This is a genomic window from Amycolatopsis deserti (assembly GCF_014653945.1).
GTDB lineage: Bacteria > Actinomycetota > Actinomycetes > Mycobacteriales > Pseudonocardiaceae > Amycolatopsis_E > Amycolatopsis_E deserti.
In genome coordinates this window covers 1-11740 of sequence record NZ_BNAU01000014.1, presented here as the reverse complement: position 1 = coordinate 11740, position 11740 = coordinate 1, and the positions used below count along the sequence as shown (strand labels likewise).

Genomic DNA, 11740 nt, shown 5'->3' with positions numbered 1-11740 from the left:
AATCCCAACCGGTCCCAGCATCCGGAGCAGTGCGGGGAACTATCCGGCGCCGCCGGACGACAATGCAGGTATGGACTGTGCGACCGCGCGCGAGGCGATCTCGGCCACCCTCGACGGTGAGGACCCGGGGGTCGATCCGGCGGCGCTGGACGAGCACGTCGCGCACTGCGCGGCCTGTCTGACCTGGCAGGACGAGGCGGCGGCGGTGACCCGGCTGGTGCGTCTGGAGCCGGCCGCGGCCGCGCCGGACGTGGCCGGGCGCGTGCTCGACCACGCGCCCGCGCCGTCCACGCGGCTGGACTGGCCGCGGCTGGTGCTGGTGATCACCGCGATCGCCCAGCTGTCCATTGTGGTGTCGCTGCTGTTCATGCCCCAGCCGATGGCTGACGGGATGTCCGTCCAGCCCGGTTCGCACCTCGAGCACGAGGCCGCGGCGTTCAACTTCGCCATCGCGATCGCCCTGCTGTGGGCGGCCGCCAAGCCGCGTCAGGCGCGCAGCCAGCTGCCGGTCCTGCTCAGCTTCGCCGCCGTGCTGGTCGGGTTGTCCCTGTTCGACGCGCTGGGCGGCCGGGTCGGCTGGGAACGGCTGGCCAGCCACCTGCCGCTGCTGTTCGGCGTGGTCTGTGCGGTGCTGATCGCGCGTCGCGACGGCCGGTGGCCGTGGCCGGGCGACCGAGCGGGAGCCGAACCGGCGAACCGGACCAGCCTGGACGAAACCGCCGGGGAACTCGCCGAGCCCGCCGAGGGGTCGCGCAAGTATCAGCCGCCGGCGGCGCGGCGCAACGTCGCCTGATCGATGTCCTCGGTGGCGACCCAGCTGGCCAGCAGGCTCAGCGCCCGCTCGGACTCCGAGCCGGGCTCGGCCGTGTAGGTGACGATCGCCTGGTCCGGTTCGTCGGGCAGGCGCAGCGTCTCGTACCGCAGGTGCAGCTCACCGACCAGCGGGTTGTGGATGAGCTTGTGGCCGTGTGCCTTCTCCCGCACGTGGTGGCCGGCCCACAGGCGGCGGAACAGGTCGCTGCCCAGCGACAGCTCGCCGATCAGCTGCGCCAGCCGGGGATCGCCGGGGCAGCGGCCCGCCTCGGCTCGCAGGTTCGCCACTACCTCCTCGCAGACCTGGTCGAACTCCGGGTGCAGGGCACGGGACTCGGCCTCGTTGAGGAAGAACAGCTTCGGGATGTTGCGGTCCTCGGGCGGCAACAGGCCGAAGTCGAAGGCGATCGCCGCGCCGAGCGGGTTCCAGGCCAGCACGTCGAGGTAGCGGCCGAACACGAACGCGGGCACGGTCATCGCGTCCAGCAGCTGCTGCAGGGCAGGCCGGACCTGCTGCACCGGGCAGCGGCCCGTGTGCTTGCGCCGCGACGACGCGAGGTTGTGCAGGTAGGCGCACTCGTCCGGGTTGAGCCGCAGCGCCCTGGCGAGCGAATCGAGCACCTCGTCCGACACGTTCCGCGCCCGGCCCTGCTCCAGACGGGTCAGGTAGTCGACGCTGATCCCGGCCAGCTGGGACAGTTCCTCGCGGCGCAGCCCGGCGACCCGCCGCCGCGTGACCCCCTGCGGAAGGCCGACGGCGCGCGGGTCCAGCGCCGCGCGTCGCGCCTTGAGGAACGCCCCCAGATCAGTTCCGTCCATGGTCCCAGTATCCCTTGTCGCCGGCCGGTTGCCTGGTACTGCCAGACCCAGGGTCACACGTTGCCTGGTCCGCTCCTCCCGCCGGCGGGAACGTGGTCGGCACAGGCACCACGAGGGAGGAACTCGAAATGCGACGACGGATTCTGGGCGGCACCGGCATCGAGGTCAGCGAGTACACGCTGGGCGCGATGATGTTCGGCGCGTGGGGCAACCAGGATCACGACGAGTCGGTCCGGATGATCCACACCGCGCTCGACGCGGGCATCAACTTCGTCGACACCGCCGACATGTACTCCGACGGCGAGAGCGAGGTCATCGTCGGCAAGGCGCTCAAGGGGCGCCGCGACGACGTCGTCCTGGCGACCAAGGGTCACTTCGAGAAGCTCGGCGGCAAGGGCAGCAACTCCCGCCGCTGGCTCACCAAGGCGCTGGACAACAGCCTGCGGCGGCTCGGCGTCGACCACGTGGACCTCTACCAGGTCCACCGCCCCGACCACCTGACCGACATCGACGAGACCCTGTCCGCGCTGTCGGACTTCGTGCGGGCGGGCAAGGTGCGCGCGATCGGCTCGTCGGTCTTCCCGGCCGAGCAGATCGTCGAGGCGCAGTGGGTGGCCGAGCGGCGCGGGCACGTGCGGTTCCGCACCGAGCAGCCGCCCTACTCGATCCTCAACCGGGGCATCGAGGGGCACGTCCTGCCGACCGCCCAGCGCTACGGCATGGGGGTGCTGACCTGGGGGCCGCTGTCGTCGGGCTGGCTGTCCGGCCGGTACTCGACGGCGTCCGATGTGGACCTGCAGGCCGGCCGGGTCGCGTTGCAGAACCACAAGTTCGACCCGGCCCTGCCCGGGAACGCGGCGAAGCTGGAGGCGACCAACGAGCTGAAGAAGGTCGCCGCCGAGCTGGGCCGTCCGCTGACGCACCTGGCGCTCGCGTTCGTGCGGTCGCACCCGGCGGTCACGTCGGCGATCATCGGGCCGCGCACGCCGGAGCAGCTCGCCGACCTGCTGGCGAGCGCGGACCTGGTGCTCGACGACGACGTGCTGGACCGGATCGACGAGATCGTCCCGCCGGGCGTGGACCTCAACGCGATCGACCCCGACTACACACCGCCGGCGCTGGCGGACAAGTCCCTGCGCCGCCGCCACTGAGCGGTGTGGAGGCCACCCGCGCCCGGGTGGCCTCCACCGTTCACTTGCCGCCGCGCGCCATGCGGAGCACGTCGAGGGCCTCGTCGAGCTGGGCCTCGGTGAGCTTGCCCTGCTCGATGTAGCCGCGCTCGATGACGACCTCGCGGATCGTCTTCAGCTCCTTGAGCGCCTGCTTCGCGACCGCGGCCGCCTCCTCGTAGCCGATGTAGGCGTTCAGCGGCGTCACGATCGACGGCGAGCCCTCGGCGTAGGCCGTGGTGCGCTCCTCGTTGACGGTGATCCCGGCGATCACCTTGTCGGCCAGCAGGCGCGACACCGCGGCCAGCAGCCGCGCCGATTCCAGCACGTTGCGCGCGATGACCGGCAGGTTCACGTTGAGCTGGAAGTTGCCCTGCGAACCGGCGTAGGCCACCGCCGCGTCGTTGCCGATCACCTGGGCGACCACCTGCAGCGTCGCCTCCGGGATGACCGGGTTGACCTTGCCCGGCATGATCGACGACCCCGGCTGCAGGTCCGGCAGCTGCAGCTCGGCCAGGCCGGTGCGCGGACCCGAGCCGAGCCACCGCAGGTCGTTGGCGATCTTGGCCAGCGACACCGCGACCGTGCGCAGGTGGCCCGAGGTCTCGACCACGCTGTCCTGGCTGGCCTGTGCCTCGAAGTGGTTGCGCGCCTCGGTCAGCGGCAGCCCCGTCACCTTCGCCAGCTCCTCGGACACCGCGGCGCCGAAGCCCTCCGGTGCGTTCAGGCCGGACCCGACCGCGGTGCCGCCGATCGGCAGCTCACCCAGCCGGCCCAGTCCGGACTCCAGCCGCTCGATGCCGAAGCGGACCTGCGCCGCCCACGCCCCCGCCTCCTGGCCGAGCGTGATCGGCACGGCGTCCATCAGGTGGGTGCGGCCGGACTTGACGATGTCCTGCCACTCGTCCGCGCGCGACTCGATCGTCTCGGCGAGGTGCGTCAAAGCCGGGATCACGTCGGTCAGCACGGCCTCGGTGGCGGCGATGTGGATCGTCGTCGGGAACGTGTCGTTCGACGACTGCGAGGCGTTGACGTGGTCGTTCGGGTGCACGTCCCGGCCCAGCGCGCGGCTCGCCAGCGTCGCGATGACCTCGTTGGCGTTCATGTTCGACGACGTTCCGGACCCGGTCTGGAACACGTCGATGGGGAAGTGCGCGTCGTGCTTGCCCTCGGCCACCTCGTCGGCGGCTTCGGCGATCGCGTTCGCCAGGTCGGCCTTCAGCACGCCGAACCGGGCGTTGACCCGCGCCGCGGCGGCTTTGAGCAGGCCGAGCGCGCGGATCTGGGCGCGCTCGAGGCCGCGGCCGGAAATCGGGAAGTTCTCGACGGCGCGCTGGGTCTGGGCCCGGTACAGCGCGTCGACGGGCACCTTCACCTCGCCCATCGTGTCGTGTTCGATCCGGTATTCCTGTTCAGCCATAACCCGAGTCTGGCCCTTCCGCCGGGCGCTCGCTCCGTGTGTTTGCGCACCCGGAATGGTTAGATCGAAGGTGAGGTGGATCACGGCGAAAGGGCGGTCGATCCATGGATCTGTCAGTGGACGTGCTGATCGTGGGGGCCGGCCCGACCGGTCTGTTCGCCGCGTACTACGCCGGGTTCCGCGGGCTGTCGATGGCGGTCGTCGACTCGCTGCCCGAAGCCGGCGGTCAGGTCACCGCGATGTACCCGGAGAAGCTGATCTACGACGTCGGCGGGTTCCCCGCGGTGCGCGGCCGGGACCTGGTCAAGGGGCTGGTCGAGCAGGCCGCGCCGTGGAACCCGGCCTACCTGCTCGGGCGCAAGGCCGAGGAGCTGCGCCGCGGTGACGACGGGCTGGACGTGGTGCTCGACGGCGGCGAGATCGTGCACGCCCGCGCGGTGCTGATCACCGCGGGGATCGGGGAGTTCACCCCGCGGCCGCTGCCCGCCGGGGACGGCTGGCTCGGCCGCGGCATGGTCCACTTCGTGCCGTCGCTGGACGCGCACGCGGGCCAGGACGTCGTGGTCGTCGGCGGCGGGGACTCGGCGTTCGACTGGGTGCTGGCGCTGCAGCCGCTGGCCGCCAGCGTGACGCTGGTGCACCGGCGGGCGAAGTTCCGCGCCGCGGAGTCGATCGTCACGCAGGCCCGCGAGCTGGGGGTGCGGATCATCACCGACGCCGAGGTCACGGCCCTGCGGGAGGGGCCGGACGGCGCGCTCGCCGAGGTCGAGGTGCGGGTCAGGGACGAGGAGCCGGTCGCGCTGCCGGCCCAGGCGGTGGTCGCCGCGCTCGGGTTCACCGCCGACCTCGGGCCGATCGAGAACTGGGGACTGGACATCCACCAGCGCGCCATCCGGGTCGACTCGACGATGGCGACCGGGGTGGAACGGGTCTTCGCGGCCGGGGACGTCGCCGCGTACCCGGGCAAGGTGAAGCTCATCGCGACCGGGTTCGGCGAGGCCGCGACCGCGATCAACAACATCGCCGTCACGCTCGACCCCGAGGCGCACCTGTTCCCCGGGCACTCCAGCAACCTGTGAGTCAGGCTGGCGGCGGCGGGGTCGTGGTCGTCGTCGGCGCGGGGCTCGGTGTGGGTGCCGGTGCCGGTGTGGGTGCCGGTGCCGGAGTGGGCGTCGGCGCGGGTGTCGGCGCGGGTGTCGGGGTGGCCGGCGGTGGTGGCGCGGTCTGCTCGGTGATCCACTGCGTGTACGCCAGTGCCGAGGTGTAGATCGACGGCGCCGTCGTGCACGCCGGATCGTTGTTGCCGGAGCGGCTGGTCAGGCCCAGCAGCAACCATCGGTCACCGGCGCGGACCAGCTCCGGCCCGCCCGAATCGCCGTAGCAGGCGCCCGCCTTGCCGCCGGGCGAGTCGGTGCACAGCTCGGTGAGCGGGTCGATGGCCGCGCAGCGGACGGCGTCGACCAGGGTCGTGTCCAGTTGCTGCAGGTCGACGGGCGAGGAGCCGCAACCCGGTGTCGGGCAGAGCTGGCCCCAGCCCAGCAGCCGCACCGACGTGCCGACCGCGGTGGACGTGCCGAGCCCGACCGGTGCGGCCTGCACCGGGCTCGCGAGGTGGACGAGGGCGATGTCGCCGCCCGGCCCGTTCGGGTTGTAGTTCGGGTGGGTGATCACCCGGTCCGGGCGCGCGACCTCACCGCCCTGGGTGCGGTCGTTGCTGCCGATCCGGGCGGTGAAGGTGTTGGCGGGCTGGTCCTGGACGCAGTGCGCCGCGGTCAGCAGCCACTGCGGCGCGATCAGCGACGCGCCGCAGAAGTGCCGGCCCGCGGTCGTCTGCAGCGACGCGACGAACGAGTAGGTCTGGTCGGCGGACACGCCGCCGACCAGGTCCGGCCGGGCCGCCGCCGAGCCCGCGAGCCCGCCGAGGGCGAGCAGGCAGGCGGCGGCGATCAGCAGGAGTCGTTTCACGGCAGCGGTGGCACCACATCGTCGTCGGGGGCGTCGGTCAGGATCCCGTCGAAGTCGACGGAGGAGTACGCGCGGAGTTTGGTCAGGCGGTGGTAGCCGTCGATCATCCGCACCGTGCCGGACTTGGAGCGCATCACGATCGACTGGGTCGTCGCGCCGCCGGAGCGGTAGTGCACGCCACGCAGCAGGTCACCGTCGGTGACGCCGGTCGCGCAGAAGAACACGTTGTCGCCGCGCACCAGGTCGTCGGTGGTGAGCACGCGGTCGAGGTCGTGCCCGGCGCCGATGGCCTTCTCGCGCTCGGCGTCGTCCTTCGGCCACAACCGGCCCTGCAGCTCGCCGCCCAGGCACTTCATCGCGCAGGCGGTGATGATGCCCTCCGGCGTGCCGCCGATGCCGAGCAGCATGTCGACGCCGGTGGTCGGGCGGGCCGCGGCGATCGCGCCGGCCACGTCACCGTCGGAGATGAACCGGATCCGGGCGCCCGCCTCGCGGACCTCCTTGACCAGCTTCTCGTGGCGCGGGCGGTCCAGGATGCACACGGTCACGTCCGAGACCTCGGTGTGCTTGGCCTTCGCGACCCGGCGGATGTTCTCCGCGACCGGCGCGGACAGGTCCACCACGCCCGCGGCCTCGGGGCCCACGGCCAGCTTCTCCATGTAGAAGACCGCCGACGGGTCGAACATCGCGCCGCGCTCGGCGACCGCGAGGACCGCCAGCGCGTTCGGCATGCCCTTGGACATCAGGGTCGTGCCGTCGATCGGGTCCACGGCGACGTCGCAGGCCGGACCGTCCCCGTTGCCCACCTCTTCGCCGTTGTAGAGCATCGGGGCTTCGTCCTTCTCGCCCTCGCCGATGACGACGACACCGCGCATCGACACGGTCGAGATCAGCTGCCGCATCGCGTCGACGGCCGCACCGTCGCCGGAATTCTTGTCGCCCTTGCCGACCCAGCGGCCGGCCGCCATCGCGGCGGCCTCGGTGACGCGCACCAGCTCCATCGCGAGGTTGCGATCCGGCGCTTCTTTGCGTCTGGTCGTGCTCGGGGACGGGGTGCCGCTGGTCATTGCTGCCCTCCAGGGTCGTGCTGGCGCGGGTAACGATTCTCTCAGACTCGCGCGCGCTCGCAGGGCAGCGTCGTGATGGCGAATGTCACCCTTCGTCGCCGTCGGTCTCCTCGACGGACTTCAACGCGTCCTCGATGCGCTCGCGGGCCCCGTCCAGGTGACGTTCGCAGAGCTTGGCGAGGTGCTCGCCCTTCTCCCACAGCGCCAGCGACTGCTCCAGCGACAGGCCGCCCGCCTCCAGCTCGCGGACGACCTCGATGAGCTGGTCGCGGGCCTGTTCATAGCCGAGTTCTTCGGTCACCGGGTTGTGCTCCTCGCGGGTCGACGAGCGCACACTACCGCGCTCGCCATCGCGTGGTCGTAACCGGCGAAGGCGGTGGCGAACTCCTGGCCGTCACCCTCGGTGATCGCCAGCTCGATGGAACCCTGCGCCTGCGCGACCCGCCTGCGGTGCGGCGCGCCCTCGTTGAACCACCACCGCACGCCCACGTACGCCGAGGTCGCTTCCGACAGCTGACGCAGGCGCGCGTCCAGGTCCCAGCGGCCGGGCACGGCGCACCCGGCCAGCAGCGACGCCCAGCAGGCGCCGGCCGCGGCCTCGGCGGCGCCGGCCCGGTCGAGGACGGTCTGTGCGCCGGCTCGCGCCGCGGCGTCGGTGGTGAGCGGGAGGAACGTCGCTCGAGCGGAACGCAGCACTTCCTACTCTCCTGGTTCGGTGGATCGCACGACCGCGTGCACCGCGCCGTCGACGATGCGCACGCGTAGCGGAGTTCCCTCCGCTACTTCAGAGATGTGCCGGAGCACCTGGAGGTTGCCCGCGTCGTCGCGGTATTGCACGACCGCGTACCCGCGTTCCAGCGTCGCCGCAGGTCCGAGCGCGGTCAGCTTGCCGCGCGCACCCGCGACGGCGGCCTGCTCGTGCGAGACCAGGTTGAGCACCGCGCGCCGGCCGCGTTCCCGGTGCAGCTCGATCTCGTCGGCGCGGCGGTTGATCGGGCCCAGCGGGTCGGCCAGCACCGGGCGGCTGCGCAGCTGGTCGAGCAGGCGGCACTGGGTGTCCACCCAGCCGTGCAGCGCGCGGCGGGCCCGGTCCCGCATCTGCCGGACCCGCTCGGTCTCCTCCTTGACGTCCGGCACGACGCGCTTGCCGGCGTCGGTCGGGGTCGAGCAGCGCACGTCGGCGACGTGATCGAGCAGCGGCGTGTCCGGTTCGTGGCCGATCGCGCTGACCACCGGGGTCCGGGCGGCGGCGACCGCGCGGCACAGGGTCTCGTCGGAGAACGGCAGCAGGTCCTCGACGCTGCCGCCGCCGCGGGCGATGACGATGACCTCCACGGACGGGTCGGCGTCGAGCAACTGCAGCGCCTTGACTATCTGCGGCACCGCCTGCACGCCCTGCACCGCGGTGTTGACCACCTGGAACGGCGCGGCGGGCCAGCGGGCGTGCGCGTTGACCAGCACGTCCCGTTCGGCGGCTGACGCGCGGCCGGTGATCAGGCCGATGCCCTTGGGCAGGAACGGCAGGCGGCGCTTGCGTTCCTTGGCGAACAGGCCCTCGGCGGCGAGCAGGCGGCGCAGCCGTTCGATGCGGGCGAGCAGCTCACCGATGCCGACGGCGCGGATCTCGGTGGCGCGCAGCGAGATGGTGCCGCGGCCCAGGTAGAACGTCGGTTTGGCGTAGACGACCACGCTCGCGCCGTCCCGCAGCGGCGGTTCGATGCCGCGCAGCAGGCCGGTCGGGCAGGTGACGGTCATGGACACGTCGGCGGCCGGGTCGCGCAGCGTGAGGAACGCGGTCTGCGTGCCGGGGCGGGCGTTGATCTGGGTGACCTGGCCCTCGACCCAGACCGAGCCGAGCCGGTTGATCCACTCGGCGATCTTGCGCGCGACCGTGCGCACCGGCCACGGGTTCTCCGCGGTGGTGGGTTCGGCGCTCACTCCGCCTCGGCGTCCCCGGCGGCGTTGGCGCGCTGCACGTTGGTGATGCGGCGGGCCAGCATGCCGACGAACTGCGCCCGGTTGGCGTGGGCGCGCTCGTACTCCAGCAGCTCCTCGAGCTGTTCGAGGGAGAAGCGGCGCAGGCGGGCGCGCAGCTGCGGCAGGGTGAGCTCGTCGTAGTTGGCCAGGCCGAGCGGGCCTTCGGCGGTGCCGGCCGGGCTGTCGAACTCGCCCTCGGCGTGTTCCTCGCCCAGGGCGCGCTCCTCCTGTTCCCAGGGGCTGTCGCCGACGTCGGCGAGCACCGCGTCCGCGCGGTGGCCGTTGAGGTCGGTGCGGGGCTGGTCGGCCTGGTCGGCCTGGCCCGTCTGGTCGGTGGGGAGGTCCTCGTCGAAGGTGGCCCAGCTCGGGGTGTCTTCGACGGGGCGGAGCGAGGCGAGGGCGTCGTCACCGCGGATGGCCAGCTCGGTGATCTGCTGCTGCATGCGCATGGAGAACTGGAGCACGCCGGAGATCACCGTGACCGGCAACCCGAGCAGGGTTTTCGGCAGGTCGCGGGCGCGTTCGGCGGCGGTGACGGCCAGGCCCGCCGCGACGCGGAGGGGAAGCGGGAGTGGCTTCATGGGTACAGCGTGCCGCACCTTGACGGTTCAGCCCAACCGGCGCGGCGTGGCGACGTGACGGGATGCACACAAATCGGGTGAGCGGTGCCCGGTGGGGGCGGGGGCCGGGTGCCGGGCGGCCCGTACCCTGGACGTATGACTGCTGTCTCCGAGCCCGTCAAGCGTGTGTTGCTGGCCAAGCCGCGTGGCTACTGCGCCGGCGTCGACCGCGCCGTGGTCGCCGTGGAGAAGGCCCTGGAGCTGTACGGGCCGCCGGTGTACGTGCGCAAGGAGATCGTGCACAACCGGCACGTGGTCGAGTCGCTGCGCGAGCGCGGGGTCATCTTCGTCGAGGAAACGTCCGAGGTGCCCGAGGGCGAGCTGGTCGTGTTCTCGGCGCACGGTGTGTCCCCGGCCGTGCGCGCGGAGGCGCAGGAGCGCAACCTGCGCACCATCGACGCGACGTGCCCCCTGGTGACGAAGGTGCACAAGGAGGTCAACCGGTTCGCGCGTGAGGACTACGACATCCTGCTGATCGGGCACGAGGGGCACGAGGAGGTCGAGGGCACCGCCGGTGAGGCGCCGACGCACGTCCAGCTGGTGGACACGGCCGAGGACGCGGCGAAGGTCGAGGTGCGGGACCCGTCGAAGGTGGTGTGGCTGTCGCAGACCACGCTGAGCGTGGACGAGACGATGGAGCGCGTCGACCAGCTGAAGGACCGCTTCCCGAACCTGGCGGACCCGCCCAGCGACGACATTTGCTACGCGACGTCCAACCGGCAGACGGCGGTGAAGGCGATGGCGCCGGAGTGCGATCTGGTGCTGGTGGTCGGGTCGAAGAACTCGTCGAACTCCCAGCGCCTGGTGGAGGTCGCCAAGCAGGCCGGCGCCCGGGACGCGCACCTGATCGACTTCGCCCACGAGGTCGACGAGGAGTGGCTGAAGGGCGTGACGACGGTCGGCGTGACGAGCGGCGCGTCGGTGCCGGACGTGCTGGTGATGGAGCTGCTGAGCTGGCTGGAAACCCGCGGCTGGGGCGAGGTCCAGGAAGTGACGACCGCCAACGAGAAGATCGCGTTCGCCCTCCCGCGCGAGCTGCGCAGCGTCTGACCTCGCGTCCGCGGCGACCTCGGCGGTGGACCGCACCTGGGCGCGCCGGCCATCGCCGCCGCCCTCAGCAGTCCTGCCGTGTCGGCCTCCGCCAGGCGCGCGTTTCGGAGGGATGCGCAGCGCCTGATCGTCGGCAGGGATGCGCGGGGTCTGATCGTTCGGAGGGGTGCGCAGGGTCTGATCGTTCGGAGGGATGCGCAGCCGCTGATCGTTGGCGGGATGCGCGGGGTCTGATCGTTGGCAGGGATGCGCAGCGCCTGATTGTCGGCAGGGAGCTGACCGCCCGCGAGCGCCAGCGAGCGAGTCGCGCGTCCGCCGCGCCACTGCGCGCTCGACACGGCGCCCAGCGCGGTGCGCGGTTCGGCGCCTGAGTGATCTGTTCCGGCCGAGGCGCGCTGCCTGCTTGAGCCGCTTCCGCAGCTTTGCCTTTCAAGTGCCCCGGGACAGTTCGGTCCCGGGGCACTGTCGCGTTTGCCCTGCGCGTGGGTAGTAGTCGCCCCGCGACGTCTGTCCCCACGAGGGCGTGAGGTCCAGCGCTCAGGCTTCGCCCCTCGCACGGGCGTCGGTCCGGTGGCCAGGCGGCGCCGCAGGTCCGTGAGGCCCGGCGCCCAGGTTCGCCCCAGGGCGCATGGTTCGGTACTCAGGCGACGCCCCTGGGTGTGTGGTGTCCGGCGGTCAGGCGTCGCCCCAGGCTCGTGAACGCTGGGACCCGGCGTCGCCGACAGGCCCGTGAGGTCCGGCGCTCACGGGGTGTGTGGTGTCCGGCGGTCAGGCGTCGCCCCCAGGCTCGTGAACGCTGGGACCCGGCGTCGCCGACAGGCCCGTGAGGTCCGGCGCTCA

Annotated in this window: 12 protein-coding genes; 4 read left to right on the top strand and 8 right to left on the bottom strand. The window is 72.1% G+C overall.

What is annotated here, in order from left to right; genetic code table 11:
* The first annotated feature begins 70 nt into the window (after nucleotides 1–70).
* A complete protein-coding gene (locus tag IE290_RS36730; protein WP_191249379.1) occupies nucleotides 71–793 on the top strand; it encodes a zf-HC2 domain-containing protein in 723 nt (240 codons plus the stop codon).
* On the opposite strand, the gene IE290_RS36725 is transcribed toward IE290_RS36730, so the two are convergent.
* Nucleotides 760–1632, bottom strand: coding sequence for a helix-turn-helix domain-containing protein (locus IE290_RS36725; RefSeq protein ID WP_191249378.1), 873 nt, complete (start codon nucleotides 1630–1632; stop codon nucleotides 760–762). The genes IE290_RS36730 and IE290_RS36725 overlap by 34 nt on opposite strands.
* A gap of 128 nt (nucleotides 1633–1760) precedes the next feature.
* Here IE290_RS36725 and IE290_RS36720 point away from each other — a divergent pair, with 128 nt between their 5' ends.
* Entirely contained in the window at nucleotides 1761–2783 is a 1023-nt protein-coding gene (locus IE290_RS36720; protein ID WP_191249377.1) for an aldo/keto reductase, read from the top strand.
* 40 nt (nucleotides 2784–2823) lie between these two features.
* Here IE290_RS36720 and IE290_RS36715 read toward each other — a convergent pair whose 3' ends face one another.
* On the bottom strand, nucleotides 2824–4221 hold the full coding sequence (locus tag IE290_RS36715; protein WP_191249376.1) for a class II fumarate hydratase: 1398 nt from the start codon (nucleotides 4219–4221) through the stop codon (nucleotides 2824–2826).
* A 104-nt stretch (nucleotides 4222–4325) separates the two neighbouring features.
* On the opposite strand from IE290_RS36715, the gene IE290_RS36710 reads away from it, so the two are divergent.
* The gene (locus IE290_RS36710) at nucleotides 4326–5300 is read left to right on the top strand and encodes an NAD(P)/FAD-dependent oxidoreductase (RefSeq protein WP_191249375.1); all 975 of its coding nucleotides are present in this window, start codon (nucleotides 4326–4328) and stop codon (nucleotides 5298–5300) included.
* A gap of 1 nt (nucleotide 5301) precedes the next feature.
* Here the strand turns inward: IE290_RS36710 and IE290_RS36705 are convergent, their stop codons facing one another.
* From IE290_RS36705 to IE290_RS36680, 6 genes are all read right to left on the bottom strand, one after another.
* Nucleotides 5302–6186, bottom strand: coding sequence for a S1 family peptidase (locus IE290_RS36705; RefSeq protein WP_191249374.1), 885 nt, complete (start codon nucleotides 6184–6186; stop codon nucleotides 5302–5304).
* On the bottom strand, nucleotides 6183–7253 hold the full coding sequence (gene glpX / locus IE290_RS36700) for a class II fructose-bisphosphatase (protein WP_191249373.1): 1071 nt from the start codon (nucleotides 7251–7253) through the stop codon (nucleotides 6183–6185). Before glpX ends, IE290_RS36705 begins: the two co-directional genes overlap by 4 nt.
* 85 nt (nucleotides 7254–7338) lie before the next feature.
* Nucleotides 7339–7554 carry an exodeoxyribonuclease VII small subunit gene (locus IE290_RS36695; protein WP_191249372.1) on the bottom strand — a complete coding sequence of 72 codons (216 nt, stop codon included), beginning with the start codon at nucleotides 7552–7554 and terminating at the stop codon, nucleotides 7339–7341.
* The gene (locus tag IE290_RS36690; protein WP_191249371.1) at nucleotides 7551–7949 is read right to left on the bottom strand and encodes a hypothetical protein; all 399 of its coding nucleotides are present in this window, start codon (nucleotides 7947–7949) and stop codon (nucleotides 7551–7553) included. Before IE290_RS36690 ends, IE290_RS36695 begins: the two co-directional genes overlap by 4 nt.
* 3 nt (nucleotides 7950–7952) lie before the next feature.
* A complete protein-coding gene (gene xseA / locus IE290_RS36685; protein ID WP_191249370.1) occupies nucleotides 7953–9191 on the bottom strand; it encodes an exodeoxyribonuclease VII large subunit in 1239 nt (412 codons plus the stop codon).
* Nucleotides 9188–9811 (bottom strand): lipid droplet-associated protein, encoded by a 624-nt coding sequence (locus tag IE290_RS36680; protein WP_191249369.1) that lies wholly within the window; start codon nucleotides 9809–9811, stop codon nucleotides 9188–9190. The genes xseA and IE290_RS36680 overlap by 4 nt, the downstream gene beginning before the upstream one ends.
* Before the next feature lie 135 nt (nucleotides 9812–9946).
* Here IE290_RS36680 and IE290_RS36675 point away from each other — a divergent pair, with 135 nt between their 5' ends.
* Nucleotides 9947–10900 carry a 4-hydroxy-3-methylbut-2-enyl diphosphate reductase gene (locus tag IE290_RS36675; protein ID WP_191249368.1) on the top strand — a complete coding sequence of 318 codons (954 nt, stop codon included), beginning with the start codon at nucleotides 9947–9949 and terminating at the stop codon, nucleotides 10898–10900.
* Nucleotides 10901–11740: the final 840 nt, after the last annotated feature.